This is a genomic window from Carboxydothermus ferrireducens DSM 11255, from assembly GCF_000427565.1.
Taxonomy (GTDB): Bacteria; Bacillota; Z-2901; order Carboxydothermales; family Carboxydothermaceae; genus Carboxydothermus; species Carboxydothermus hydrogenoformans.
Map to the genome: position 1 here is coordinate 59,298 of NZ_ATYG01000010.1, position 24,653 is coordinate 83,950.

The 24,653-nt window shown below is 43.3% G+C and carries 29 protein-coding genes, 10 tRNA genes, 1 other RNA gene and 1 other annotated feature; of the genes, 37 read left to right on the forward strand and 3 right to left on the reverse strand.

All coding sequences use genetic code 11. The features are described from left to right. The first annotated feature begins 33 nt into the window (after window positions 1-33). From pdxT to CARFE_RS0104405, 22 genes are all read left to right on the forward strand, one after another. Entirely contained in the window at window positions 34-609 is a 576-nt protein-coding gene (gene pdxT / locus CARFE_RS0104290) for a pyridoxal 5'-phosphate synthase glutaminase subunit PdxT (protein WP_028051871.1), read from the forward strand. Window positions 610-743: 134 nt separating this feature from the next. After that, window positions 744-956: a binding site (T-box leader), on the forward strand. A gap of 141 nt (window positions 957-1,097) precedes the next feature. Further along, a complete protein-coding gene (locus tag CARFE_RS0104300; RefSeq protein WP_011345552.1) occupies window positions 1,098-2,246 on the forward strand; it encodes a pyridoxal-phosphate-dependent aminotransferase family protein in 1,149 nt (382 codons plus the stop codon). Next, window positions 2,246-3,823 carry a phosphoglycerate dehydrogenase gene (serA, locus tag CARFE_RS0104305; protein ID WP_028051872.1) on the forward strand — a complete coding sequence of 526 codons (1,578 nt, stop codon included), beginning with the start codon at window positions 2,246-2,248 and terminating at the stop codon, window positions 3,821-3,823. Before CARFE_RS0104300 ends, serA begins: the two co-directional genes overlap by 1 nt. Before the next feature lie 89 nt (window positions 3,824-3,912). After that, on the forward strand, window positions 3,913-5,187 hold the full coding sequence (gene serS / locus CARFE_RS0104310) for a serine--tRNA ligase (protein WP_028051873.1): 1,275 nt from the start codon (window positions 3,913-3,915) through the stop codon (window positions 5,185-5,187). Between the two features lie 12 nt (window positions 5,188-5,199). Continuing rightward, window positions 5,200-5,637 (forward strand): nucleotidyltransferase domain-containing protein, encoded by a 438-nt coding sequence (locus tag CARFE_RS0104315; RefSeq protein ID WP_034541604.1) that lies wholly within the window; start codon window positions 5,200-5,202, stop codon window positions 5,635-5,637. Continuing rightward, on the forward strand, window positions 5,627-6,055 hold the full coding sequence (hepT, locus tag CARFE_RS0104320; protein WP_028051875.1) for a type VII toxin-antitoxin system HepT family RNase toxin: 429 nt from the start codon (window positions 5,627-5,629) through the stop codon (window positions 6,053-6,055). The genes CARFE_RS0104315 and hepT overlap by 11 nt, the downstream gene beginning before the upstream one ends. A 79-nt stretch (window positions 6,056-6,134) precedes the next feature. Beyond that, window positions 6,135-6,224 (forward strand) — tRNA-Ser (locus CARFE_RS0104325). 15 nt (window positions 6,225-6,239) lie between these two features. Continuing rightward, window positions 6,240-6,335, forward strand: a tRNA-Ser gene (locus CARFE_RS0104330). Window positions 6,336-6,350: 15 nt separating this feature from the next. Further along, window positions 6,351-6,427: transfer RNA gene (locus tag CARFE_RS0104335), tRNA-Arg, on the forward strand. Window positions 6,428-6,596: 169 nt separating this feature from the next. Beyond that, window positions 6,597-7,199 (forward strand): adenylyl-sulfate kinase, encoded by a 603-nt coding sequence (gene cysC, locus CARFE_RS0104345; RefSeq protein WP_281170177.1) that lies wholly within the window; start codon window positions 6,597-6,599, stop codon window positions 7,197-7,199. A 49-nt stretch (window positions 7,200-7,248) separates the two neighbouring features. Then, on the forward strand, window positions 7,249-7,995 hold the full coding sequence (locus CARFE_RS0104350) for a sulfite exporter TauE/SafE family protein (protein ID WP_028051877.1): 747 nt from the start codon (window positions 7,249-7,251) through the stop codon (window positions 7,993-7,995). Window positions 7,996-8,010: 15 nt separating this feature from the next. Then, window positions 8,011-9,609 (forward strand): adenylyl-sulfate reductase subunit alpha, encoded by a 1,599-nt coding sequence (locus tag CARFE_RS14235; RefSeq protein WP_051250148.1) that lies wholly within the window; start codon window positions 8,011-8,013, stop codon window positions 9,607-9,609. Next, the gene (locus tag CARFE_RS14240; protein WP_051250149.1) at window positions 9,578-9,847 is read left to right on the forward strand and encodes a 4Fe-4S dicluster domain-containing protein; all 270 of its coding nucleotides are present in this window, start codon (window positions 9,578-9,580) and stop codon (window positions 9,845-9,847) included. The genes CARFE_RS14235 and CARFE_RS14240 overlap by 32 nt, the downstream gene beginning before the upstream one ends. Window positions 9,848-9,849: 2 nt before the next feature. After that, entirely contained in the window at window positions 9,850-10,995 is a 1,146-nt protein-coding gene (sat, locus tag CARFE_RS0104365; RefSeq protein ID WP_028051878.1) for a sulfate adenylyltransferase, read from the forward strand. 19 nt (window positions 10,996-11,014) lie between these two features. After that, complete coding sequence (gene thiS / locus CARFE_RS0104370) at window positions 11,015-11,233, forward strand: sulfur carrier protein ThiS (RefSeq protein ID WP_028051879.1); 219 nt, start codon at window positions 11,015-11,017, stop codon at window positions 11,231-11,233. After that, window positions 11,220-12,026 (forward strand): HesA/MoeB/ThiF family protein, encoded by an 807-nt coding sequence (locus tag CARFE_RS0104375; protein ID WP_028051880.1) that lies wholly within the window; start codon window positions 11,220-11,222, stop codon window positions 12,024-12,026. Before thiS ends, CARFE_RS0104375 begins: the two co-directional genes overlap by 14 nt. Before the next feature lies 1 nt (window position 12,027). After that, entirely contained in the window at window positions 12,028-13,302 is a 1,275-nt protein-coding gene (locus CARFE_RS0104380) for a Mov34/MPN/PAD-1 family protein (protein WP_084138766.1), read from the forward strand. Next, window positions 13,289-13,519, forward strand: a complete 231-nt coding sequence (locus CARFE_RS14245; RefSeq protein WP_034541605.1) for a sulfurtransferase TusA family protein — start codon at window positions 13,289-13,291, stop codon at window positions 13,517-13,519. The genes CARFE_RS0104380 and CARFE_RS14245 overlap by 14 nt, the downstream gene beginning before the upstream one ends. 12 nt (window positions 13,520-13,531) lie before the next feature. After that, window positions 13,532-14,734 (forward strand): aminotransferase class I/II-fold pyridoxal phosphate-dependent enzyme, encoded by a 1,203-nt coding sequence (locus CARFE_RS14250; RefSeq protein WP_034541606.1) that lies wholly within the window; start codon window positions 13,532-13,534, stop codon window positions 14,732-14,734. Between the two features lie 42 nt (window positions 14,735-14,776). Beyond that, window positions 14,777-14,853, forward strand: a tRNA-Arg gene (locus tag CARFE_RS0104395). Window positions 14,854-14,875: 22 nt separating this feature from the next. Further along, window positions 14,876-15,337 carry a tRNA adenosine(34) deaminase TadA gene (tadA, locus tag CARFE_RS0104400; protein ID WP_028051882.1) on the forward strand — a complete coding sequence of 154 codons (462 nt, stop codon included), beginning with the start codon at window positions 14,876-14,878 and terminating at the stop codon, window positions 15,335-15,337. A gap of 51 nt (window positions 15,338-15,388) precedes the next feature. Continuing rightward, a tRNA-Ser gene (locus tag CARFE_RS0104405) sits at window positions 15,389-15,482 on the forward strand. Here CARFE_RS0104405 and CARFE_RS16160 read toward each other — a convergent pair. Beyond that, a tRNA-Gln gene (locus CARFE_RS16160) sits at window positions 15,396-15,497 on the reverse strand. The genes CARFE_RS0104405 and CARFE_RS16160 overlap by 87 nt on opposite strands. 71 nt (window positions 15,498-15,568) lie before the next feature. Between CARFE_RS16160 and CARFE_RS0104410 the strand changes: the two genes are divergently transcribed. The 4 genes from CARFE_RS0104410 (at window position 15,569) to CARFE_RS0104420 (ending at window position 16,831) form a co-directional block, all read left to right on the forward strand. Then, window positions 15,569-15,662, forward strand: a tRNA-Ser gene (locus CARFE_RS0104410). A 28-nt stretch (window positions 15,663-15,690) separates the two neighbouring features. Then, an RNA gene (gene ffs / locus CARFE_RS15890) (signal recognition particle sRNA large type) lies at window positions 15,691-15,954 on the forward strand. A gap of 118 nt (window positions 15,955-16,072) precedes the next feature. Beyond that, the gene (locus CARFE_RS0104415; RefSeq protein ID WP_028051883.1) at window positions 16,073-16,615 is read left to right on the forward strand and encodes a gamma carbonic anhydrase family protein; all 543 of its coding nucleotides are present in this window, start codon (window positions 16,073-16,075) and stop codon (window positions 16,613-16,615) included. A gap of 18 nt (window positions 16,616-16,633) precedes the next feature. Next, window positions 16,634-16,831 carry a hypothetical protein gene (locus CARFE_RS0104420; RefSeq protein WP_028051884.1) on the forward strand — a complete coding sequence of 66 codons (198 nt, stop codon included), beginning with the start codon at window positions 16,634-16,636 and terminating at the stop codon, window positions 16,829-16,831. Here the strand turns inward: CARFE_RS0104420 and CARFE_RS0104425 are convergent. After that, a complete protein-coding gene (locus tag CARFE_RS0104425; protein ID WP_028051885.1) occupies window positions 16,824-17,105 on the reverse strand; it encodes a DUF503 domain-containing protein in 282 nt (93 codons plus the stop codon). The two genes, CARFE_RS0104420 and CARFE_RS0104425, sit on opposite strands and share 8 nt — an antisense overlap. A 94-nt stretch (window positions 17,106-17,199) precedes the next feature. Between CARFE_RS0104425 and dnaX the strand changes: the two genes are divergently transcribed. The 11 genes from dnaX to CARFE_RS0104480 all read left to right on the forward strand — a co-directional run bounded on the left by dnaX (window position 17,200) and on the right by CARFE_RS0104480 (window position 24,358). Next, entirely contained in the window at window positions 17,200-18,735 is a 1,536-nt protein-coding gene (dnaX, locus tag CARFE_RS14255; RefSeq protein ID WP_051250150.1) for a DNA polymerase III subunit gamma/tau, read from the forward strand. Window positions 18,736-18,737: 2 nt separating this feature from the next. Continuing rightward, a complete protein-coding gene (locus tag CARFE_RS0104435) occupies window positions 18,738-19,067 on the forward strand; it encodes a YbaB/EbfC family nucleoid-associated protein (RefSeq protein WP_028051886.1) in 330 nt (109 codons plus the stop codon). Window positions 19,068-19,082: 15 nt separating this feature from the next. Further along, window positions 19,083-19,682 (forward strand): recombination mediator RecR, encoded by a 600-nt coding sequence (gene recR, locus CARFE_RS0104440; RefSeq protein WP_028051887.1) that lies wholly within the window; start codon window positions 19,083-19,085, stop codon window positions 19,680-19,682. A gap of 41 nt (window positions 19,683-19,723) precedes the next feature. Beyond that, the gene (locus CARFE_RS14260; protein ID WP_011345532.1) at window positions 19,724-19,927 is read left to right on the forward strand and encodes a pro-sigmaK processing inhibitor BofA family protein; all 204 of its coding nucleotides are present in this window, start codon (window positions 19,724-19,726) and stop codon (window positions 19,925-19,927) included. 102 nt (window positions 19,928-20,029) lie between these two features. Further along, window positions 20,030-21,415, forward strand: a complete 1,386-nt coding sequence (locus CARFE_RS0104450; RefSeq protein ID WP_034541608.1) for an NAD(P)/FAD-dependent oxidoreductase — start codon at window positions 20,030-20,032, stop codon at window positions 21,413-21,415. Window positions 21,416-21,429: 14 nt separating this feature from the next. Next, on the forward strand, window positions 21,430-22,713 hold the full coding sequence (locus CARFE_RS0104455) for an adenylosuccinate synthase (protein WP_028051889.1): 1,284 nt from the start codon (window positions 21,430-21,432) through the stop codon (window positions 22,711-22,713). Window positions 22,714-22,715: 2 nt separating this feature from the next. Then, a complete protein-coding gene (locus tag CARFE_RS0104460) occupies window positions 22,716-23,573 on the forward strand; it encodes an aminotransferase class IV (RefSeq protein WP_028051890.1) in 858 nt (285 codons plus the stop codon). After that, window positions 23,573-24,043: an HAD family hydrolase gene (locus CARFE_RS0104465; RefSeq protein WP_028051891.1), complete on the forward strand. Its 471-nt coding sequence runs from the start codon at window positions 23,573-23,575 to the stop codon at window positions 24,041-24,043. The genes CARFE_RS0104460 and CARFE_RS0104465 overlap by 1 nt, the downstream gene beginning before the upstream one ends. Window positions 24,044-24,119: 76 nt before the next feature. Next, a tRNA-Lys gene (locus CARFE_RS0104470) sits at window positions 24,120-24,195 on the forward strand. Window positions 24,196-24,204: 9 nt separating this feature from the next. After that, window positions 24,205-24,279, forward strand: a tRNA-Glu gene (locus CARFE_RS0104475). Between the two features lie 4 nt (window positions 24,280-24,283). Next, a tRNA-Gly gene (locus CARFE_RS0104480) sits at window positions 24,284-24,358 on the forward strand. A 44-nt stretch (window positions 24,359-24,402) separates the two neighbouring features. Here CARFE_RS0104480 and CARFE_RS16285 read toward each other — a convergent pair. Further along, window positions 24,403-24,653, reverse strand: a 251-nt coding sequence (locus CARFE_RS16285) for a hypothetical protein (RefSeq protein ID WP_028051892.1), incomplete at its 5' end; no start/stop codon positions are given.

Below are 24,653 nucleotides of genomic sequence, written 5' to 3' on the forward strand. Positions count from 1 at the left end.
CAGCATGCTAAGCAGTAGAAGGAGGATAGGCGGATGAAAATCGGAGTAGTAGCAATGCAGGGGGCTTTTCGTGAACATGAACAAACCCTGGCCCGGTTGGGGGTTGAAACGTTAAGAATTAGACGCCCCGAACAGCTATCTCAGATTGATGGGATAATTATTCCCGGGGGCGAAAGCACCACCATTGGCAAGCTTTTAGGGGACTTTAATTTAATGGAACCCCTTCGGGAAAGAATTTTAAGTGGTCTTCCGGTGTTTGGAACCTGTGCCGGAATGATCCTTTTGGCCAAGGAAATAGAAAACAGCAACCAGCCGAGAATAGGAACGATGGATATAAAAGTTGCCAGAAACGCTTTTGGCCGGCAGGTGGATAGTTTTGAGGTAGATCTGGAAATACCTGAAGTGGGTCAGGAGCCGGTGCGGGCGGTCTTCATCCGGGCGCCGTATATATTAGAGGTGAAGCCCAACGTTCAGGTACTGGCTAAAGTAGATGATAAAATAGTTATGGCCCGGCAGGATAACATGTTGGTTTCGGCATTCCATCCGGAGTTAACCGATGACTTGCGGATTCACCGTTATTTCATTGAAAAAGTTTGTAAAGGCTTATAGTTAATGGTAAAGCGCACAATTTGGTGCGCTTAATTTTTTCCAAAGACCAATCTTTAAAAAAAATAAAATGTATACACAATTACCCCCTTGACAAAACTGTTTGCAATCTTTTAGATTAATAAGCAAAATAAATTGTAAACTCAATGCCGGGGAGTAGTAGCAAGCCTCTTCCCTGAAGAGAGCCGGTGGCTGGTGGAAACCGGTGGGAATGCTTTGCGAATCCGCCCCCAAGAGGTACCGGCGAAAGTAAAGTAGCCGGTAACGGCCGAGCCGTTAACCAAACGAGGTGGGCAGAGTTATTCTGCCAAGAAGGGTGGCACCGCGAAAGGACTCCTTTCGTCCCTTAAGGGATGAAAGGAGTTTTTTGTTTAGTGGTTTGGGGTTTGGGGCAGGAGATTAGAAAAGGAAAATTTTTAAACATCAAAAGTAAATATTTTTCATTAAAGCATAAATTTTAAAAATTTTACATTTTAAAGGGAGGGTTTTTCGTGCAAAAAAAATATCTTATGATTCCCGGACCTACACCTATTCCGCCGGAGGTTACCTTGGCCATGAGCCGGCCGATGATTGGCCACCGGAGCGGTGATTTTGCCAAGCTGCATGAGCGGGTGGTAGCAAAGTTAAAACAGGTTTTTAAAACCCAAAATGACATTTTTATTCTCACCAACTCCGGTACCGGAGGCATGGAAATGGCCGTAGCCAACGTTGTAAATCCGGGAGATGAGGTCTTGGCTTTATCCACCGGTAATTTTGGTGAACGATTTGCCAAGATTGCCAAGGAATACGGTGCCAAAGTCGATATGGTAGATTTTGGCTGGGGTAATGCGGTGGATTTAGCGGTGGTCGAGGAAAAGTTAAGGCAGAATCCCAATTACAAGGCGGTTTTGGCTACCCACAATGAAACATCAACCGGGGTTAAAAACGATATCGCCGGGATTGCGGCATTAACCAAAAACCACCGGGCGGTACTTATAGTTGATGCGGTTTCAAGTTTAGGAGGCATGGAGTTTGATACCGATGGCTGGGGAGTGGATGTGGTAGTTACTGGCTCCCAAAAAGCGCTTATGCTGCCTCCGGGCTTGGCGTTTATTTCCTTCAGTCAAAAAGCATTAGAGGCAGCCCAGGATAACAAAAACCCGAAATTTTATTTTAGCTTACCGGCGGCTAAGAAAGCTTTGGCTGAATGGAATACCGCTTATACTCCGGCAGTATCGCTGTTTTTCGGGCTGGAAGCGGCTCTTGATTTAATCTTAGAGGAAGGATTGGACAAGGTAATTAAGAGGCATAAATTACTGGCAAAAGCCTGCCGGGAAGGAGTAAAAGCTTTAGGTTTAAAGCTTTTCCCGGCGGAGGAAAATGCTTCCGATACGGTAACGGCAGTAGCCGGGGATGACCGTTATGATCCGGAACAGTTAAGAAAAGTGTTAAGAACCAAATACGGTGTTACCTTTGCCGGTGGTCAAAAAGACCTGAAAGGTAAGATTTTTAGAATTGGTCATATGGGTTATGTTGATAAGCTCGATATTATTGTGGCAATAGGAGCATTAGAAATGGCTTTAAAAGAAATTGGCTATCCGGTGGAGCTGGGTGCTGGTGTTAAAAAGGCAATGGAAGTAATTACCGGAGGTGAGGCGTAGTGCGAATTCTGGCTTCCGACCCGATAGCGGAAAAAGGTTTAAATATTTTACGGGAAGAAGGATTTATAGTTGACGAAAAAACAAAGCTTTCGGAAGAAGAATTAATTAAAATTATTCCCCAGTACGATGCGTTAATTGTTCGGAGCGAAACAAAGGTTACCGCAAGAATTATTGAAGCCGCAGAAAACTTAAAGATAATTGGACGGGCCGGGGTAGGGGTAGATAACATTGACTTGGCTGCTGCTTCCAAAAAAGGAATTATTGTGGTTAATTCTCCGGAAGGTAATACAATTGCGGCGGCGGAGCATACCTTTGCCCTGATGATGGCCTTACTAAGAAATATTCCCCAGGCCCACGCTGCCTTAAAAGAAGGAAAATGGATGAGAAAAGAGTTTACCGGCTATGAGCTCCGGGGCAAGACGGTGGGGATTATCGGCCTTGGCCGGATAGGAACGGCGGTAGCCAAAAGAGTTAAAGCCTTTGAAACCCGGGTAATCGGTTATGACCCCTTTATATCTGAAGAACGGGCTCAGATGCTTGGTATTACGTTAATGTCATTAGAAGAACTTTTACAAAATTCCGATATTGTTACCATGCATCTTCCTTTAAATAACGAAACCCGGAATTTAATCAACCGGGAGCGGTTAAAGCTCATGAAAAAATCAGCGTTTATCATCAATTGTGCCCGGGGAGGAATTATTGATGAAGAAGCGCTGTACGAAGCGTTAAAAGCCGGAGAAATTGCCGGAGCGGCACTGGATGTTTTTAGCAAGGAGCCGCTTACCGAGTCTCCTTTATTTGAGCTCCCAAACGTGATTGTAACTCCTCACCTGGGGGCTTCTACTAAAGAAGCACAGATTAACGTCGCTATCGATGTGGCCCGGGAAATTGCCAGCGTATTAAAGGGCGGGCTTGCCCAGAATGCCGTTAACTTCCCGGCGATGGACAAAGAAAGCTATCAACGGCTAAAGCCTTACATCAACCTTGCAGAAAAACTCGGAAACTTCCTGGCCCAGATTTTATCGGGAGGGCTTCTGGCCGCGGAAATAGTTTACAATGGTTCGGCTTTTAAAGAAGAAACCCGTCCTTTAACCTTAGCAGCCTTAAAAGGATTATTAGATCCGCTTTTGATGGAAAGGGTAAATTATGTTAATGCGCCGGTAGTTGCCAAAGAAAGAGGAATTAAAGTCAGGGAAACGGTAATGGAAAACGGTGCGGATTACACCAACCTCATTACCTTAAAAGTAACTACCGAAAAGGGTGAACGAATTATTGCCGGAACTTTGTTTAGAAATAATGAGCCGCGAATTGTCCAAATAGACCAGTACAGGGTTGATGTGGTACCCGAAGGGTATAAACTTTTTGTTCCGCATAAAGACCAGCCTTTAATGATTGGGAAAGTTGGCATAATCTTGGGGGAAAAGGGAATAAATATTGCCGGAATGCAGCTTGGCCGAATAACTCCCGGCGGAGATGCGGTCATGGTTTTATCGCTGGATCATCCGGCGGATGGTGACAGCATTAAAGCGATTGCGGCAATTCCGGGAATTTATGAAGTAAAGGCGGTGAGTTTATAAGCTTACCTTTAAAATTTTCAAATGCCGTAAAAAATGTTATAATGAACGTGAAAAATTTACCAAAACGGAAGTAATAGGGGGATTTGTAAATGCTCGATATTAAAAAAGTACGGCAAAACCCGGAACTGGTAGTGGAAGCATTAAAAAAGCGGGGGGCAAACTTAAACCTCGATGAGTTTTTGCGCTTGGATGAAGAGCGAAGAAAGCTTTTAGTTGATGTGGAACAAAAAAAATATAAGAGAAACACCGTTTCCGAAGAAATTGGCAGGCTTAAAAAACAGGGGCTCCCGGCGGATGATTTAATCTTAGAAATGCGGGCGTTATCCGATGAAATTAAGAAACTTGATGATGAAGTGGCTCAAATTGAAGAAAAGTTACATGCCATCCTTCTTACTATTCCCAATATCCCCCACGAGTCGGTGCCGGTTGGTAAAGACAGCAGCGAAAATGTAGAAGTGCGGCGGTGGGGTGAACCGCGAAAGTTTACCTTTACTCCCAAGGCCCACTGGGAAATAGGGGAAGAGTTAGATATCCTGGATTTTGCCCGGGGGAGTAAGGTAACGGGGGCCCGCTTTACTTTCTACAAAGGTTTAGGGGCGATGTTGGAGCGGGCGGTTATTAACTTTATGCTTGACCTCCACACCCGGGAACACGGCTACGTCGAGGTATTTCCACCGTTTATCGTCAATGCCGATTCGATGGTGGGTACCGGGCAGCTGCCAAAGTTTGCTGAAGATATGTTTAAACTTGAAGGGTTAAATTATTACCTTATTCCCACGGCGGAAGTACCGGTAACTAACCTTTACCGGGAAGAAATTTTAGACGGGGATAAGCTTCCCATATACCACTGTGCTTACAGCGCATGCTTTAGAGCGGAAGCGGGAGCGGCCGGACGGGATACCCGGGGCTTAATCCGCCAGCACCAGTTTAATAAAGTAGAATTAGTTAAGTTCGTTAAACCGGAAAACTCGTATGAGGAGCTGGAAAAACTCACCCGGGATGCGGAAAGGGTCCTGCAACTTTTGGGACTACCTTACCGGGTGGTGGTGCTTTGCACCGGGGACCTGGGCTTTAGTGCTGCCAAAACTTACGACATAGAAGTATGGCTTCCCAGTTACAATGATTATAAAGAAATATCTTCCTGCAGTAATTTTGAAGATTTCCAGGCCCGGCGGGCTAAGATCCGCTACAAAGAGCATCCCAAGGCCAAGCCGGAGTTTGTCCATACACTAAACGGCTCGGGCCTGGCGGTGGGCCGGACGGTGGCGGCTATTTTAGAAAATTATCAGAATGAAGATGGTTCGGTTACGGTACCGGAAGTTTTACGGCCTTATATGGGAGTGGACCGGATTTATAAAAAATAAGGCGTGGGTTTTATGGAAAAATTTTTACGCTTAAAAGAGGTTTGTGAGAATTTCGGCATAAAAATTTTATATTCCTTTGGTTCTAATTGCGATAAGGCCAAAAAAATATTACAGGGAGAAACGGTAATTTATAATAGTAGCGACCTTGATATCGGGGCAGTTTTTTTGCGAGACCTTCCTGAGGGACGAAATAGGACTATTTTATATGCGGATATTTATAATGAATTAGAAGATATTTTCTTACCCTTCACCTTGGACCTGGTGTTTTTGGAAGAAAACCATTCGGTTTTTCAAAGCCAGGCCATTTTACAGGGGGAAGTTATTTATTTTGCCGATGAAAAAGAAAAAGAAGAATATGAAGAACGAATCTTAGCCCGGGCCTTTGATTTTAAATACCATCTTGATAAATTTTACGAAGAAATGCTGGAGGAAATTCAGGGTGGTAAATAAAGTATTAATTGAAGGAAAGTTAAACTTAATAATCGAATATGTAAACCGTTTAAAGGAGCTAAAATCTCTGCCGCTAAAAGAATTTTTAGAAGATTACCGAAACCCGGCAACTGCAGAAAGTTATCTTAGAAGAGCCCTGGAGGCGGTATTTGATATTGGTAGGCATATATTGGCGAAAAGTCGAGGCAGGGATTTAAGCTTAGAATACAAGGGGATAGCCCGGGGTTTAAGGGAACTTGGTATTGTTGATGAAAATCTTGGCCAGAAATTAATGCAAATGGCAGGTTATCGCAATCGTATGGTACATCTTTATTCATTGGTTACTGATGAGGAACTTTATGAAATAATCCAAAATGATTTAAAGGATTTTCTAAATTTTGTTAATTCAATAAAGGAATATCTTGCTAAATTACAATAAATTAACAAAAATCCTTTACTTGACACTTTTGTTTGAGCTGTGATATATTATTTATGCTATCGCAGAAAGTGGCGGGCAGGGAGGGGTGTCCGAGTGGTTTAAGGAGCCGGTCTTGAAAACCGGTGACTCGCCCTGCGAGCCGTGGGTTCGAATCCCACCCCCTCCGCCATGGCGATTTGGTTGCGGAGAGATGGCCGAGTTGGTCGAAGGCGGTCGCCTGCTAAGCGATTGTACAGGCTAAAAACCTGTACCGCGGGTTCGAATCCCGCTCTCTCCGCCATTTAATTTTATAAAGGCGCCCGTAGCTCAACTGGATAGAGTAACAGACTACGAATCTGGAGGTTGCAGGTTCGAGTCCTGCCGGGCGCGCCATGTGGTAAATAAAGCCGGGGTAAAAATCCCCGGTTTTTTATTTTTTTCGGAACGGGTTTACAACCCGCTTTTATTTTTTTAATTCCATAAAAACCGGTAAAAATACTTGACAATACTACAAAAAGTAATAAAATGAAAGTAAATACATATAAATATATCGGAAATAGGGGTGATTGATTTGGCAAATAATCTCTTCTGGCACGAAGGTAAAATAACGGCGGAAGATCGCGAAAAATTACTGGGGCAAAAAGGAGTGGTTATTTGGCTTACCGGGCTTTCGGGTTCGGGAAAATCAACGATAGCCCGGGAACTGGAAGCGGTATTGTACCGGGAAGGTAAGCTTGCTTACGTTTTAGATGGCGATAATATCCGCATGGGCTTAAATAAAGACCTGGGCTTTTCCGAAAAAGATCGCCAGGAAAATATTCGCCGGATCGGGGAAGTAGCCAAACTTTTTGTAGACGCTGGGATTATTGTCATCACTGCTTTTATCTCACCTTTCCGGGCTGACAGGGATAAGGTCCGGTCTTTATTACCGGAGGGGAAATTTATTGAAGTGTTTGTAGACTGTCCACTGGAAGTGTGTGAAGCAAGGGATGTTAAAGGTCTTTACCAAAAAGCCCGGGAAGGGAAGATACCCGAATTTACCGGGATCACCTCTCCTTATGAGCCGCCGGTAAAACCGGAAATTACGCTGAAAACCGCCGAGCAATCCTTAGAAGAGTGTGTAGATATAATTCTTACTTATTTACGCAAAAATTTATACCTTTAAATATAAGTATTCCGATAAGAATTAATAAATATCTCTGGGGGAATTTTTCATGGTCGGATTTATTTTAGCCGGATTTATTACCGGTTTATCTATTGGGCTGACGGGAGTAGGGGGAGGGTCTATCTTAGCACCGCTTTTATTGCTATTAGGAGTGGCCCCGGGGCAAGTGGTGGGAAATGATCTGGTTTTTGCCTCGATCACCAAGGGTATGGCCCTTTATCCTTATAAAAAAGAAAATAAAATCAATTTTTCTACCGCTAAAAAACTTTTATGTGGGAGCATTCCCGGAGGAATTACTGGGGTTTTAATATTAGAACACTTAAAAAAAACCGCTGGTAGTTCCGCTTTGCTTACCCATGTTTTAGCAGGGTTAATAATTGCCGTAAGTATTATTTCTTTGTTAAAAGAGTTTTTGAATTTTAAAGGGAGTTTACTTAGTTTACCGCAGGAAGACTGGGGAGTTATTTTAACGGGATTTGTTACCGGCATAATTGTTGGCCTAACTTCCATAGGTGCTGGTATTTTGGTGGGTTTATACCTTTATATGACCGGAAAGTTTGATAGCCGGGAATTAGTGGGTACCGATATTTTTCACGGCCTAATACTGGCTCTGGTTCTTGGTTTTCTCCATTTTAAATTCGGTAATCTTAATCCGAAAATTCTAATTTACCTAATTTTAGGGTCTATTCCTGGTGCTTTACTTGGCGGAAAATTAAATTTTTACCTCTCCCCGAAAGTGGTACGGGTAATTTTTCTTTCCCTGACAACGGCTCTTTCGTTGAAAATTCTTATCTGATCGGGGGTGGGTGAGGTGGCAACGGTAATAATAGGTGGTGGCGTTGCAGGGTTAACCGCTGCGATAAGACTAAAAGAGCTTTTACCCCTGGAAGAAGTGATAGTAGTGGAGCGTGCTCATGTGCTGAGAAGCGGTTGCTTAGCTGCCGGGGTTAATGCTTTAAACAACGTTTTACTCGATGACACTCCGGAAAGTTATGTAGATTTTTTAAAAAAGGAATTTCCCGGTTTAATTGAGGATGAACTACCGTTAAGTTTAGCCAAAAGGTTAAACGAAACGGTGGAGCTTTTAGAAAGCTGGGGGGCAAATATTCCCAAAGACAATGGGAAATTTTTACGCCGGGGAAAACGGAGCATTATCGTTTACGGGGAAAACTTAAAAGAAGTCATTGCCCAAAAAGCTCTAAAAACCGGAATAAAGATTTTTAACCGCACGTTTGTTTTTGATGTCGAAACGGAGCAAAATCAAATAGTTGCAGTACTGGCCTATGACTTAACTTCCCGGAAGTTTTTAAGAATAGCCGGAGATAAATACATCCTGGCAACCGGGGGCGCTGCTGGACTTTACCAGGGGGCAAATCCCTATCATCCCGGGAGTACCTGGTATCCCCTATCTAACAGCGGAGTTGGGCATGTACTGGCGGTAAAGGCCGGTGCTTATTTAAAATCATTAGAAATTCGTTTTATTCCTCTAAGGGTTAAAGGAGTGGCCGCTCCAACCGGAACTTTGGCTATGAATGTTAAAGGCAAGCTTGTTAATCAAAAAGGTGAAGAGTTAAAAACAAAATATCAACCGGCCAATACCGCCGAACGGCTTAAAGCTGTTATAGAGGAAAGGCGGGCCGGGGAAGTTCCGGCTTTTGTGGTTGAGGGTGTTTATCGGGATGAACTCATAAGGGCTTATTTTGATATGCGTCCCGGTGCAGCTTTACTTTTACGGGAAGATAAAGGAGAAAAAATTTACCTGGAAGTAGATGGTTTTGAACCCCTGATTAACGGTGGACATGGGCTGTCAGGAGTCATGGTAGATAAAAACCGGAAAACCGCGGTGGAAAACCTCTGGGCTTGCGGGGATATTGCCGCCGGTTCACCCAAGAAATACGTTAACGGGGCTATGGCTGAAGGGTTAATTGCGGCGGAGGACGTAGCGGGGAAAGAAGGTGGAGGTCGACTTGAAATTCAGGAAATTGTCTTTAACCTTACCAGTAACCTTAAAGGTTTGGTTTCTCCGTTATCTTTAAAGTACGGCTTAAACGTAATCATGGAAGAGTATGCCGGCGGTAAGAAAACTAATTACCGGTATACCGCTCGAAGTTTAGAAATTGGCGAAGAAAAGCTTTATTCGTTAAAGGAAAAATTAGGACTTGCAAAAATTACTAATCCTTTTGATGTACTGCAATTTTTTGAGGTAAAAAATCAAATATTGCTGGCGACTTTTCTTATTAAACATATGGCTTTACGGACCGAAAGCCGTTTGCCCTGTTATCAGGAGCGGGTGGACTACCCCGGTAAAGCGCCGGAAGACTACCTTCTTATCTCCCAATTAAAAGAGGGCAGGCCTGTTGTGGAAAGGAGGAAGTTAAATGCCTCCGCGCTTTTCGAAGGAGCGGTGTAACGGTTGTCCTAAAGCAAGAGTTGCTCCCTGCGAAGCGATTTGTCCTTTAAACTTACTTTATCGGGATAGGGGTGAAGTATTTATTTACCATGAAGCTTATTGCTACGACTGTGCGGCTTGCGTCAAAAAGTGCCCTCAAAAAGCTATATCCCTTGCTTTGCATCCTTCGGTAGCCCTGGTTAAGGGAGAGTTAATTTACGATAACGGGTTTAAATTTAAAGATCTGGAGGAGGAGTAACTATGGTTAATTATCACGGGCGAAAAGAAGTTAGTAATATTTTAACGTCAGAAGAATATGAGGAGCTAAAAGGGCAAAACTTTTTAAAGCTATCGGTTTCAAAAACCGAATATTTTGATTTATTTCTTTTGGGAGTTGGGCTTTACGCTCCCTTAGAAGGGTTTATGGATGAAGACGATTATTATTCAACTTTAGAACAGTTTACCTTAAGCTCCGGGGTTTTATGGTCGATTCCCATAGTCTTAAGGGTCAGTGAAGAAGAAGCCCGGCTTTACGACGGCAAAGAAAAAGTTTTACTAACGGCTGCAAACGGTGAGCTTTTAGGTCTTTTGGAAAGCCCCCGGGCGTTTAAGTTAAATAAAATTTTAGAAGTGGAAAAAGTATTTAAAACATCTTCCCCTGAGCATCCGGGGGTGCAAAAAATTCTCGGAGAGGACGAATGGGCAGTTGCCGGCAAGGTTAAAATTTATCCGCCGGCTTTCAGGGAAATTGATTTAAATCTCTCTCTTTTCCCCCAGAAAACCCGGGAAATATTTAAAAGCAGAAATTACAAGACGGTAGTTGGCTTTCAAACAAGAAACCCCATCCACCGGGCACATGAATATTTGCAAAAAATCGCTCTGGAGATTTTTGACGGGCTTTTTGTTAATCCTCTCGTTGGTGAAACCAAGGGGGATGATATTCCTGCCGATGTTCGGCTTAAGTGTTATGAAGCTTTACTGAACAACTATTATCCTAAAGACCGGTTTGTCTTTGCTACGTTACCTGCACCTATGCGTTATGCGGGACCCAGGGAAGCGGTTCACCACGCGATTATCCGGCAAAATTACGGCTGCACCCATTTTATTGTCGGCCGGGACCATGCCGGGGTGGGGAATTTTTACGGTCCCTTTGAAGCACAGGAGATTTTTAACACTTTACCAGAAAATGCTTTGGAAATTAAGATTGTAAAATTTGATAACGCTTTTTACTGCTATAAATGCGGACAAATGGCTACGAAAAAAACCTGCCCTCACGGTCCGGAACATCATTTAAACTTAAGCGGTACTAAAGTCCGGGAAATGCTTAGGGAAGGAAAACCGTTGCCCGAAGAGTTTACCCGTCCGGAGGTAGCGGAAGTTTTAAGCCGTTATTATCAAAGTCTTTAAAGGAAAGGAGAGGTAAGCTGTGAGGATAGTGGTAAATGGAGCGGAAAAAGAGATTCCCCGAAGCCTTACAATTGCGGAACTTTTAGAGTATTTTCAGGTGGAGATGCCCAATTATGTTTCGGTAGTGTTAAATGGAGAGTTTGTAAGGCGTGAAGAGTTTAATAACGTAAAAGTTTCCGAAGGAGACGAAATAGAATGGATGTATTTCATGGGAGGTGGCGGGTATGCTTTCGCGTGAACAGCTGTTCCGCTATTCCCGCAATATTCTTTTGCCGGAAGTAGGGGTGAAAGGCCAGGAGAAGCTTTTAAATTCCAAGGTTCTGGTGATAGGTGCCGGAGGACTCGGGGCACCGGTGGCCCTGTATCTGGCAGCGGCCGGGATAGGGACCATCGGTATTGCCGACTATGACGTGGTGGATTTAACCAATCTGCAGCGCCAGATAATTCACTTTACCCGGGATGTGGGGACCGAAAAAGTTTTATCGGCAAAAAGTAAAATTGAAGCCCTAAACCCGGAGGTGCAGGTGATTACCTATAATGAACCGATAACTTCCGTAAATATTTTAAATATTATCGAGCAGTATGATTTTATTATCGACGGCACCGATAATTTTCCCGCCAAGTTTTTAATTAACGATGCCTGTGTTAAAGCCAGAAAACCTTTTTCCCACGGCGGAATTTTGCGGTTCTGGGGCCAGACTTTGACCTATCGGCCCGATGGGGAAACACCCTGCTACCGCTGTGCTTTTAAAGAACCACCACCGCCCGGAAGCGTTCCCAGCTGTAAAGAAGCGGGGGTTATTGGCGCGGTAGCTGGAGTTATAGGCTCGCTGCAGGTAACGGAGTGTATCAAGTATCTTTTGGGAATGGATACCTTGGCCGGCAATTTATTGTTTGTTGATTTAAAATTAATGGAATTTAACAAAATTCCGTTAAAGAAAAGACAAAGCTGTCTTTGTTCTAAAGACCCCGAACAGATTATTTTAGTAGATTACAGTCAGCCGGTTTGTGATTTAAAGGGGGAAAATTAAAGTGCTGGTATTTTTTGAATATCAAATCGAAAATATTTTAAAATACTGCCGGGAACAGTATCCCATTGAAGCCTGCGGTTTACTTGGGGGAAAGATTGAAAACGGAGTTAAGATTGTAAAGTCGGTTTATTTTGCCAGAAATATTGCCCAATCGGAAAGCCGTTTTGACATTGAGGCCAAAGAACAGTACGAAATTATCAAAAAAATGCGGGCGAAAAACGAGGTGCTTTTAGGGAATTTTCACAGTCATCCTAAGACTCCGGCAAGACCTTCTACCGAAGACCGGGAGTTGATGTTAGACCCTAATTTGGTTTATGTAATTTTTTCTTTGAAAGACAATCCCCCAACTTTCAAAGGGTTTAAAGTTTTGCACGGAGAGGTCTGCGAAGAAGAGATTACGGTAAAAAAAGTCGATTATAAAGCGTTAAAAAGCGGCGGCATCATGCGGCAGACGGAAGATGGGTATTTTGCCGTGCGCCTAAAAGTGACCGGCGGTAGTTTAACCTTAGAGCAGCTAAGGGGTTTAGAGGAAGTGGCTTCCCGGTACGGAAACGGTACTCTCCATTTAACCGCCCGGCAGGGGGTTGAGATACCGTATATCCATATTGCCGATTTAGACGAAGTGATTGAGAAACTTAAAAGCTGCGGCTTAGACTTAGGGGCCTGCGGGCCAAGGGTCAGGACGGTTACCGCCTGCCAGGGACGGAGTATTTGCCCCAACGGCTGCATTGAAACCCAGGAATTGGCCCGGGAAATTGCTGCCCGCTATTACGGCCAAACTCTTCCCCATAAATTTAAATTTGGCATTACCGGCTGTGCCAACAACTGTTTAAAGGCCGAGGAAAACGACCTGGGGATAAAAGGAGTATGCCGCCCAAACTGGATAAAAGAAAATTGTACCGCTTGCGGGTTGTGTACTAAAATTTGCCCGGTTAATGCCATTACCTTAAACCAGCAGGAAATAATTGTTGATTATGAGGTGTGTATCGGTTGTGGCGATTGCGTTAAAGCCTGTCCCTTTGAAGCTTATAAAGGAGAATACGGTTACAGTTTAAGCTTTGGCGGAAGCTTTGGCCGGAAAATTAATATTGGGAAAAAATTAATTCCTTTTATAAGTTCAAAAGAAAAAATGTTTGCTATTTTTGATAAAACTCTGGAGTTTTACCGGAAGGAAGGAAAAACAGGCGAACGGTTTTATAAAACTTTGGAGAGGGTAGGTTTTGCTAAATTAGAACAATATTTGAACGAAGGGGAAGGGGAAAATGGAGGTAATTAAAACTATTGATTTAAGGGAATATGTTTGCCCGATGACTTACGTAATTCTTCAGGCGGAAATTGTTAACTTAAATTCAGGGGATAAAATTGCCGCAATTTTAGCAGGAAAAAATACCTTAGCGGATGTTACGAAAAGCCTTAAAATGGATGGCCATAGGGTAGAGAAGATTGAGGAAGAAGGGGAAGAAATTTATAAAATCGTTATAGCATTGAAATAAGGGGGTGTGGGGGTGCGCGTTGAAACTTTTTTGGTAAGCCGGGCGGTAGAAGGTCCAAGCTTACAGACCGCTTATTTTTACAAAGAGCCGGAAAAGCTTGAGCAAATATTTAAAGGAAAAGCTCCCGGCTATTTTTATAGCCGGGTAGCCAATCCTACCGTGGCAGCTTTAGAGGAGAAAGTTGCACAGCTTGAGGGGGGAGTAATGGCGACGGCTACTTCATCCGGGATGGCGGCTATTAACTTAACCTTTATGGCTTTTGCCCAGCCCGGTGCTGAATTTTTGGTGTGTGCTGGTTTATTTGGCGGGACATTAAATTTATTAAAAAGCTTAGCTAAAACCTGTGGGATAACCTATAAACTGTTGCCGTCCCCTGCCCCCGAATTAGTAGAAAAGCATTTAACCCCCAATACTCGCCTGGTATTGGTGGAATCAATAGGCAATCCTTCACTGAAAATACCTGACTTTGCGGGATTGGTTTCTCTTTTAAAGGCGCACAAAATACCTCTGGTGGTGGACAATACTGTAGCCCCTCTTTTGGTGAAACCCCTTTCTTTGGGGGCCAATATTGTTATTCATTCCTTATCGAAATATATATCCGGTCAGGGAACGGTTATTGGCGGGTGTATTGTCGATGGCGGAAACTTTGAATGGGACGAACGCTTCCAGAATCTTTATCCTTTAGTGCGGGAAGCGGGACCCCTTGCCTTTTCGGCTTATGTAAAAAAGGAATTAGCAACCGATATGGGTATGTGTTTATCTCCTTTCGCTGCCTGGCAGGTATTAATTGGAAGTGAAACTTTGGCTTTAAGAATGGAACGTATGGTGGAAAATGCCCGGGAGCTTTCCGAGTTCTTGCAGTGCTTTCAGGAAATAAGAGTTAATTACCCGGGTCTTGGGGATAGCGTGGAGTGGCAAAATTGTGTTAAATATCTTGGCGGCAAGGGCGGAAATTTAATTGTATTAAGTTTTAAAGATAAAGAGACGGCTTTTAATTTTATAAAAAATCTTAACATAGCGCGGCTTGCCACCAACATCGGCGATGTCAGGACCTTGGTCTGTCATCTGGATTCTACCATTTACCAAAAGATACCGCCGGATGAAAAGAAAATTCTTAACATAACAGATAATCAGGTACGGGTTAGCGTGGGGATTGAGAATATTGAAGATTTAAAGGAAGATTTTGTTAAAGCCTTACAAAAATTACTATCTTGACAGGTATTTATCTTTGGCATAAAATATTTGTTGCAAAAAAGTGCGCCCGTAGCTCAGGTGGATAGAGCAGCGGTTTCCTAAACCGCGAGTCGGTGGTTCGAGTCCTCCCGGGCGCACCATTTTATTTCTTCAGGTGATTCCATGGACCATGAAAAGTTTATGGTTGAAGCTTTAAAGGAAGCAGAGAAAGCGGCGCTCCAAGGGGAAGTCCCGGTGGGCGCCGTTGTGGTATATAACGGAGAAATCATTGGGCGGGGGCACAATCTCCGGGAGACCCTTTCTGACCCTACGGCCCATGCGGAAATAGTAGCTTTAAGAGAAGCTGCCAGTAAACTTAAAAACTGGCAGTTAAAGGACTGTACCCTTTATGTTACCGTAGAACCGTGTCCCATGTGTGCTGGAGCGATTTATCAGGCCAGAATTAAAACCCTGGTATACGGAGCTCCTGACCTTAAAGCGGGAGCGGTGGATACCTTATTTGATTTAGTGCGAAATCCCCGCCTAAACCACCGGGTAGAGGTGATATCCGGGGTACTTGCCGCTGAGGCGAGTAAAATAATAACAGATTTTTTCAGGAAAAAAAGGAACAGAGGAAAATTTTAATTATTGTCCACCAGGTAAAATTATGCTAAAATAATTAAGCATAAAAAGTGCGGAGAGATGGCCGAGTGGTCGAAGGCGCTCGACTCGAAATCGAGTAGGCGGGCCAAAACCCGCCTCGTGGGTTCAAATCCCACTCTCTCCGCCAGTTTAATTCCTCTTGCCTGAGCATTAAAATAGTTGTATAATATCATCTGCATGGAATTAAATATTTAATTTGGTGTTCAAGCACGCGGAGAGGTGGCTGAGTGGTTGAAGGCGCTCGCCTGGAGAGCGAGTAGACGGGTCAATCCCTGTCTCGCGGGTTCAAATCCCGCCCTCTCCGCCATTAATTTAATTAAAGATGCTAAAATTTGCCGTGCTAGGCGGGGAGGTAGCGGTGCCCTGTACCCGCAATCCGCTATAGCGGGGCTGAAGGCTGCCCGAGGGTTTACCTTGTGAGGACCGGCCCCGGCAAGTAGCAATGAGATTTGGGTCTTGCGCAGCGGAGACTCCCGAACCGTGTCAGGTCCGGAAGGAAGCAGCACTAAGGGAAATCCCTCCGGGTGCCGCAAGGGTGCCTGAATCGAGCCAACTACCGGGGTAACGCTCGTACGATAAACTCGACGGCAGTTGCACGGCATTAAGATTAAAAGGAGGTATCGGATAGCGGTACCTCCTTTTAATTTTAAGCTTAAAGGCTATTTTTTTTCACTGAAAAATATTAAAATATATATAAAAATGGTACGGAGGGGTTAAATGTTATCTCCTAACCCATTTGGCGATTTTCCGGTGATTGGGCAAAATACTTATATTCATCCCTCGGCTCAAATAATTGGTAAGGTGATAATAGGGGACAATTGTTTTATCGGTCCCAACGCGGTTATCCGGGCCGATGAGCCCGAAAACGGAGAGGTAAGCCCGATTACGATTGGTAATAATGTAAATGTTCAGGATGGGGTAATAATCCATGCTTTGGCGGGAACAGAAGTAAAAATTAGCAGCAACGTATCAATAGCCCACGGTGCAATTATTCATGGTCCGGTAGATATCAGGGAAAACTGCTTTATTGGTTTTGGGGCGGTGGTATTTAAAGCGGTACTAAATGAATGGGTTTTTGTAGGCCATAGAGCGATTGTTCAGGATATGGAAATTAAAGCGGAAAAATTTATTCCTGCTGGCTTGGTTGTAACTAAAGAATTATCCTTACCTGAATTAACAGAAGAACAAAAGGACTTTATTAAAAAAGTTCAGCAAATGAACGTCCTTTTGGCTAGTGGGTATTTAACTTTAACACGCTAAGAGAGTAAAGGTGGAAAAATGTTAACGAAATACCTTATTCTGTGGTCTAATCCCTGGATTATTCTGCTAAACTTTTTTACCGCTCTCTACATTGGTTTAGGGATACGCAATAAAAAAGGCTTTCTTTTAGGATTAATTGCCACTGTTCTTTTATTTGTTACCTTTCCACTGGGAATAATAGTTTATCTTATTTTTGTTCGGCCCAAACTTAAATAAATTCTTTGAACCTTTCGGTAATTAAGACGTTACCATTCTGTTCGATGATGTTTTCGATCTTGGCAAAAACCTTTTCTATATCGTCTTTTTTTAAAGATACCGCTGCTAAAGCCAGGGTAGACCTTTGCCAGAGGTTTTGATTTCCTACTTCGGCGATGGAAACGTTGTAACTGTGTTTTATTTTTTCGGTGATACTTTTTAAGACCATCCGCTTTTCTTTTAACGATTGGGATTGAGGGATATAAAGCTCTAAAGTAAGGACGCCTATAATCATGGTAGTCTCCTTTGCGTTAGGGCCAAAGTCTTTATAATTATTATATTGAAGAATTAGGGTTTTAGCTATAGATTAAATTTTTCGGGTGAAAGTTATGTATCTGGCGTTATACCGCAAATGGCGGCCAAAAACCTTTTCGGAGATTGTCGGACAGGAAACCATTGTGAAAATCTTAAAAAATGCGGTGGCCACAATGCAGGTGGCCCATGCTTACCTTTTTTCGGGCCCCCGGGGGACGGGGAAAACTACTACCGCCAAGGTTCTGGCCAAAGCGGTAAACTGCGAACACCCTGTAGATGGAGAGCCGTGCAACCAATGCCTTTCGTGCATAGGGATTAACAACCAGAGTCTTTTAAATGTGTTTGAAATAGATGCCGCATCCAACCGGGGGATAGATGAAATCCGGGAATTGCGGGAATCTATCAAACTGGTTCCGGCCCAGGGTAAATACAAAGTATACATCATTGACGAAGTGCATATGCTGACTAATGAAGCGTTTAACGCCCTCTTAAAAACTCTGGAAGAGCCGCCGGAACATGTAATTTTTATTTTAGCAACCACCGAGTTTAACAAAGTGCCGGTTACTATAGTTTCCCGTTGCCAGCGCTTTGATTTTAAAAGAATCAGCACCAAAACAATCTGGGAGCATTTAAAAAATATTGCGGAAAAAGAGAAGCTTCAGTATGAAGCGGAAGCCCTACATTTAATTGCCGAGGCTTCTGAAGGCGGACTTAGAGATGCTTTAAGTTTAATGGATCAGGTACTGGTGTTTAATCCCAAAATTACGGTAGAAGATACCTTAAAAGTCCTGGGGTTTGTCAGCTGGAGGAAAATATTAGAACTTATTTCTGCTATCCGGGAAAATAACCAAGTAAAAATAATCAACGAAATAGCGGAAGTGGTGGAGCGGGGGCTTGATGTCAAGCTTTTTGTTCAGCAAATTTTACAGTATGTTCGTTATTTAAATTTAATAAAAAACGGTATAGAAGTTGAAGAACTAATGCCTGAAGTACTGGAAAAATTAAGGAGTGAAGCGGCCCTTTGGGAGGAAGATAAACTTTTTCTTTTGTGGGATGATGTTGCTCGTCTTGAGCGGGAAATCCGTTATGCAAGTTTTCCCCGGATCTGGGCGGAAGTAGGTCTTTTAAAAGTGGCGAGGAATTTAGAGGGGAAATTGTTAAAGCCAGCGACCATTTTAAAACCAGTAGAGGATAGCAAAGAGGAAAGTAAAAAGGAAAAGCAGAAGTTAAATGAAGAAAAATCTTTAGGTGCCATAAATCTTTTAAAAACTCCCGAATGGCAGGAAGTTTTACAGAAAACCCGGGAAATTTCTCCCCCTCTTGCGATTCACTTAAGTAAAGGTATTCCCTTTAAAACTGCCGATAGCATAAAAATAGTTTTTACCGATGAAGAGCCTCTAAACTGGATTATTCACTACAAAAAAGGCTCTCAGGTCAAAGCGATAATTAAGGAAGTTTTTACCGAAGCTCTGGGGGAAGGTTTAAAAATTACTTTTAACGTAAAAAAACATTCTTTAGAAGAAAAAACAGATGAACCAAAAGCTCTAAAAAAAGCAAAAGAGCTTTTTGGTGATGATAAAGTTGTCATTATCAATAAAGAGGAGGAATAAAGATGTTTGGCAACATGGGTAATATGCAAAAAATGTTAAAGCAGGTACAGAAAATGCAGCAGGATATGGCTAAGCTTCAGGAAGAACTAAATGAAAAAACCGTTGAAGCTACCTCCGGTGGGGGGATGGTTAAGGCCGTGGTGAACGGCAAGCAGGAATTGGTATCCTTAACCATCAATCCCCAAGCGGTAGACCCGGAAGATGTGGAAATGCTGGCGGATATGATTACCGCTGCCGTGAACGAAGCTTTGAGAAAATCAAAAGATATGGTAGCGGAAGAGATGAATAAGATTACCGGCGGCCTTAATTTAAACCTTCCCGGATTGTTTTAAGGGGGAAGCGGGAAATTGTATTTTGCAGAACCGGTAGCAAAACTTATCGAACATCTTGCCAAACTTCCGGGGATTGGTCCAAAAACGGCGCAAAAATTAGCCCTCTATCTTTTAGAAATTCCTGAAGAAGAAGCACGGGCTTTAGCAGAAGCAATAATAACTGCCCGGAAAAATACCAGATACTGCTCCATCTGTTTTAACCTGACCGATACTGATCCCTGTGCCATTTGCCGGAATCCCGGTCGCAATAACCGGCTTTTAATGGTTGTAGAAGAAGCCAAAGATGTGGCAGCTATGGAGCGAACCGGGAGCTTTAATGGGATATATCATGTTCTTCACGGAGTTTTATCGCCAATTAAAGGGATAGGGCCGGAAGATTTAAAGGTAAGGGAGTTGTTATTGAGGCTTTCCCGGGAGCCGGTGGAGGAAATAATAATTGCCACTAATCCCACCGTTGAAGGGGAAGCAACGGCCATGTATTTAGCATCCCTTTTAAAACCCTTAAATTTTAAAGTAACGAGAATTGCCCACGGTTTACCGGTGGGAAGCGATATTGAGTATGCCGATGAATTAACTATCCGAAAAGCCTTAGAAGGTCGAAGAGTTTTGGAATAAGTTGTCCAAAAGCTTCATAAGTATTACCGGGGGGATATCCGGTGGAGCTTTTGGGTTTGGTGCTTAAAAAAATCTTTTTTTGGCTTGTTATTGGCTTTATTTTACTTGGGGTATTTAATTTAATCGGTGATAAAATTGGCTGGCATTTACCGATAAATCCGGTAACTGTGGTGATTGCAGGTGTTTTGGATTTACCAGGAATAATATTATTAACAGCACTTAAGTATCTTGTAGCTGTTTTTTAATAAAGTATACATGTAAAAAGGGGCTTTATAAGCCCCTTTTTTCTTGACACATTGATACCTAACTGCTATCATAAATTGGGTTTTGAAGGAGGTGTAATTTTGATGAAAAAGTATGATGTGATAATTGTCGGGGCAGGTCCGGCGGGAATTTTTGCCGCCCTGGAGATTACCTCGCTGAAACCCGAAGCGAAAGTGCTTATTTTGGAAAAAGGCCCTGACGTTAATAAAAGGATTTGTCCCTCAAAAGAAAGGGGCATACCGTGTATTAATTGCAAGCCCTGCGCGATTGTAACCGGTTGGGGCGGGGCTGGAGCGGTTTCCGATGGAAAGCTTACCCTGTCCACCGAAGTGGGGGGACATCTGGGTGAGTACATTGGCGAAAAGGAATTAAACAAGCTCATAAAATACGTTGATAATATATATCTTAAATTTGGCGCTCCGAACGAGGTTTATGGTATAGACCGGGAAGAGGAAATACGGGAAATCCAAAAGAGAGCGATCTTAGCCGATTTAAGGTTGGTTCCGGCGCCTATTCGCCACCTGGGAACCGGTCGTGCTTTAGAAATAGTTGCCGCAATGAAAGAAGAGCTTTTGCGGCGGGGGGTGGATATTGCTACCAATACTCCGGTAGCAGAAATTATAGCTGATCACGGGAAAGTAAAAGGAGTTCAGACCACTTCCGGCGAATATTATGAAGGTGAGGCTGTGATTGTTGCTCCTGGCCGGGAAGGGGCTGAATGGCTTTTAAAAGAGTCTTTAAAGCTTGGGCTTAAAACGGCCGTTAACCCCGTAGATATCGGGGTGCGGGTTGAGCTGCCCGCGGTAGTACTGGAGCCAATTACCAAAGTGGTGTATGAATCAAAGTTTATTTACTACTCGAAAACTTTTGAAGATAAAGTAAGAACCTTTTGCATGAATCCCTACGGCGAAGTAGTACAGGAAAACAACGATGGGATTATTACCGTTAACGGTCATTCTCATGCCCACAAGAAAACGGAAAACACCAACTTTGCCCTGCTTGTCAGCAAAACTTTCACCCATCCCTTTAAAGAACCTATTGCCTACGGCAAGTACATTGCCCGGCTTGCTAACCTATTAGGAGGTGGGGTATTAGTACAGCGGCTGGGGGATTTAATGGACGGTCGCCGGACTACCGAGGAACGGCTCAAAAAAGGTTTGGTGCGGCCGACCCTGGAAGATGCTACTCCGGGAGACTTAAGTTTGGTCTTTCCCTACCGCCATTTAATGGCTTTGGTAGAAATGCTTCAAGCTTTGGACAAAATTGCTCCTGGAGTATTTAATAGAAATACCTTGCTTTACGGAGTAGAAGTAAAGTTTTACTCTTCACGCTTAGAATTGAGTCCAGTTTTGGAAACTAAAATTCAAAATCTTTTTGCTGCCGGCGACGGTGCAGGGGTAACCCGGGGACTTATTCAGGCTTCTGCTTCGGGAGTACTTATTGGCCGTGAGCTGGCAAGACGCCTTTAAGGGGGAGTTTATAGTTGACAACTGTAGTTTTAATTGGAACCCAGTGGGGGGACGAAGGGAAAGGAAAGATTACTGACTTTCTGGCAGAAAAAGCTGACCTGGTGGTTCGTTACCAGGGAGGAAATAATGCCGGACATACCGTTGTGGTAGGGGAAAATTCCTTTAAGCTTCATCTCATTCCCTCGGGGATTTTATACCCTGAAAAAATTTGTGTTATCGGTAACGGAGTGGTAATTGATCCTAAAGTTTTAAAAGAAGAATTGGAATACCTTAGACAGCGGGGGGTTACAACCGCTAACTTAAAGATAAGCTTGCGGGCTCATCTTATTATGCCCTACCACAAGAAACTCGATGAGCTGGAAGAGGAAGATAAAGGGGAAAACAAAATAGGTACAACCAAACGGGGTATTGGTCCCGCTTACCGGGATAAAGCGGCAAGGACAGGGATCAGGGTATGTGACCTTTTAGATAAGGAACTATTTGCGGAGAAACTGGCTTTAAATTTAAAAGAAAAAAATAATCTTTTGGAAAAAATTTATGGGGTAGAAGGGTTTTCCTATGATGAACTCTACCACGAGTATTTAGAATATGCGGAAATTATTAGGCCTTACGCTACCGATACTTCCCGGTTGATTAACGATGCTATTGAAAGCGGTCAAAAAGTTCTCTTTGAAGGAGCTCAGGGGACCCTTTTAGATTTAGACCATGGAACCTATCCCTATGTTACTTCCAGCCATCCGGTGGCGGGGGCTGCGTGTATTGGTGCAGGTATTGGACCAACAAAAATTCATGAAGTAATTGGTGTGGTAAAGGCCTACACCACGCGGGTAGGAAGTGGTCCCTTTCCTACCGAGCTGTTAGATGAAACCGGCGAGTTTTTAAGAAAACAGGGGTACGAATTTGGCACTACCACCGGACGACCCCGCCGCTGCGGCTGGTTTGACGGGGTAATTGCACGCTATGCCGCCAGGGTAAACGGTTTATCCGGACTTGCGGTTACCAAGCTTGATGTTTTAACCGGGCTAAAAACCATAAAAATAGCGGTAGGGTACCGGTTCAATGGAAAGATAATAAATGAATTTCCTGCCAGTTTAAAAGAGTTGTCCCAGTGTGAACCGGTTTATGAGGAGCTTCCGGGGTGGAGTGAAGATATTACCGGAGCCAGGAAGCTTACCGATCTTCCGGAAAACGCCAGAAACTACTTAAGAAAAATTGAGGAGATTACCGGTGTTCCCATTAAAATTATTTCGGTGGGAACCCGCCGGGATCAAACTATTATTTTAGATCAGGTTTTTTAAAAATGGATAAGGTGTTTATTTGCGGCAAAATTCTTCCCCGGGAAAAGGCGGCAATATCCCCTTTTGACCGGGGATTTTCCTATGGTGATGGAGTTTTTGAGACAATTGGCGTTTTTTCCGGAGTACCGTTTTTACTGGAAAAGCATCTCCAAAGGCTATTTTTGGGGTTGCAATTATTAGAAATAAAGTTACCTTATAGTAAGGAACAATTGATAGCGAAGATAAGGGAGTATCTTAAAGAAAATAATGTGGTTAACGGGGTTTTAAAAATTATCGTAAGCCGCGGAGTAGGAGAGCGGGGGCTTTTGCCCGCTAAGGATTTAGAGCCAACGGTTTTAATGAGTTTGTCTTCCCTGCCTTCAAGGGAATTTAAGCCAATAAAAACCTCTTTTCTTTCGGTTCCGGTATTACCGCCTAAACTGGTTATAGGACAGATTAAAACTTTAAACCAGCTTCCCCAGGTGTTAGCGGCTAAAGAATGTCAGAAAAAAGGTATTATGGAAGGTATCCGGCTTACTTTGGAAGGTTATTTGGCTGAAGGCAGTATGGCGAATCTTTTCTGGGTTAAAAATGGGGTATTGAAAACCCCGGAGAAAAATCTGGTTTTACCCGGAATTGCCCGGGAGCTTATTTTAGAACTGGCCCGAGTAGCCGGTATTCCGGTATCGGAAGGTAAATATCCCGCCGAAGAAATATTAGGGGCAACGGAAATATTTTTTACCAATTCGGTGCGGGGGATTATTCCCGTAGGTCAGCTCGACCAGCGGGAATTCCATGACTATTCGGTAACCAATCGATTATGGACTCTTTATGAATCTTATTTAGAAAAATATATACTGGAAAACAGGAGAGAAGGATAATGTTAACCATCGAGATTCCGGGAAGATTTACTTTAAATTTATCGTATTTGGTAATGGACTATAATGGTACAGTTGCCGTTGACGGAAAGCTATTGCCCGGGGTGAAAGAACTTTTGGAAGAGCTAAGTAAGAATTTAAAAATTTACGTTTTAACCCGCGATACCTTTGGTAAGGTAAAGGAAGAGCTATCTCTTCTTCCTTATGTGGAAGTGGTGATAGTGGGGGATCCCGGTGCCCCAGAAAAACTTGAGTTTATAAAAAAACTTGGGGCGGAAAAGACGGTGGCTATTGGTAATGGTTACAATGACCGACTAATGTTAAAGGAAGCGGCTTTAGGGATTTTAGTTATCGAAGAAGAAGGGGCCAGTATTGAAGCCTTACTAAACGCTGATATTGTCGTAAAATCACCTTTGGATGCACTCAAATTATTAACCAATAAAGGCCGAATGGTGGCTACTCTTCGTTGTTAATAATTAACAGTATAAATTCTTGATAAAAGTTGTTGACAGTGTGAATGATTTATTGTAATATAATTTTTGCATGGATGAGCCATTAGCTCAGTTGGTAGAGCACCTGACTTTTAATCAGGGTGTCGGAGGTTCGAGTCCTCCATGGCTCACCATTTTATTTTGGCCCCATGGTCAAGTGGTTAAGACACCGCCCTTTCAAGGCGGTAACCCGGGTTCGAATCCCGGTGGGGTCACCATCCTGCGGGAGTAGCTCAGGGGTAGAGCATCGGCTTCCCAAGCCGAGGGTCGCGGGTTCGAATCCCGTTTCCCGCTCCAGAAGAAGGAAAGGGTTCCGGAGCTTTTAGTTGGTGCCGGAACCCTTATTTTATTCTCCTGATGTTTGCCGTTTCCAGCTGGAGGACATCCACTTTTGCTTCAATGCGATTTAATGTTGCTAAAATTTTCTCATTGATGTCATTCTGGACTTCGCGGGCATCAAACAAGATACGGATTTTATCAATAACTTCATTTTCTAAACGAGTTTCAAGTTTATCAAGACGAGAGGTAATTTGTGACTGTCCTTCTTCCAGGGAAGAAACTTTCGAGAAGAGCTGGGCCTGTCCTTCTTCCA

Bases quoted from the DNA above. Each gene is read 5' to 3' on its own strand.
- sat (WP_028051878.1), top strand. From the start codon at position 9,850: ATGGTTAATTATCACGGGCGAAAAGAAGTTAGTAATATTTTAACGTCA.
- CARFE_RS0104350 (WP_028051877.1), top strand. From the start codon at position 7,249: ATGGTCGGATTTATTTTAGCCGGATTTATTACCGGTTTATCTATTGGG.
- CARFE_RS0104420 (WP_028051884.1), top strand. From the start codon at position 16,634: ATGTTAACGAAATACCTTATTCTGTGGTCTAATCCCTGGATTATTCTG.
- CARFE_RS14240 (WP_051250149.1), top strand. From the start codon at position 9,578: ATGCCTCCGCGCTTTTCGAAGGAGCGGTGTAACGGTTGTCCTAAAGCA.
- pdxT (WP_028051871.1), top strand. From the start codon at position 34: ATGAAAATCGGAGTAGTAGCAATGCAGGGGGCTTTTCGTGAACATGAA.
- CARFE_RS14245 (WP_034541605.1), top strand. From the start codon at position 13,289: ATGGAGGTAATTAAAACTATTGATTTAAGGGAATATGTTTGCCCGATG.
- tadA (WP_028051882.1), top strand. From the start codon at position 14,876: ATGGACCATGAAAAGTTTATGGTTGAAGCTTTAAAGGAAGCAGAGAAA.
- CARFE_RS0104375 (WP_028051880.1), top strand. From the start codon at position 11,220: ATGCTTTCGCGTGAACAGCTGTTCCGCTATTCCCGCAATATTCTTTTG.
- dnaX (WP_051250150.1), top strand. From the start codon at position 17,200: ATGTATCTGGCGTTATACCGCAAATGGCGGCCAAAAACCTTTTCGGAG.
- CARFE_RS0104450 (WP_034541608.1), top strand. From the start codon at position 20,030: ATGAAAAAGTATGATGTGATAATTGTCGGGGCAGGTCCGGCGGGAATT.
- CARFE_RS0104425 (WP_028051885.1), bottom strand. From the start codon at position 17,105: ATGATTATAGGCGTCCTTACTTTAGAGCTTTATATCCCTCAATCCCAA.
- serS (WP_028051873.1), top strand. From the start codon at position 3,913: ATGCTCGATATTAAAAAAGTACGGCAAAACCCGGAACTGGTAGTGGAA.
- CARFE_RS0104435 (WP_028051886.1), top strand. From the start codon at position 18,738: ATGTTTGGCAACATGGGTAATATGCAAAAAATGTTAAAGCAGGTACAG.
- CARFE_RS0104315 (WP_034541604.1), top strand. From the start codon at position 5,200: ATGGAAAAATTTTTACGCTTAAAAGAGGTTTGTGAGAATTTCGGCATA.
- CARFE_RS0104415 (WP_028051883.1), top strand. From the start codon at position 16,073: ATGTTATCTCCTAACCCATTTGGCGATTTTCCGGTGATTGGGCAAAAT.
- CARFE_RS0104460 (WP_028051890.1), top strand. From the start codon at position 22,716: ATGGATAAGGTGTTTATTTGCGGCAAAATTCTTCCCCGGGAAAAGGCG.
- CARFE_RS0104465 (WP_028051891.1), top strand. From the start codon at position 23,573: ATGTTAACCATCGAGATTCCGGGAAGATTTACTTTAAATTTATCGTAT.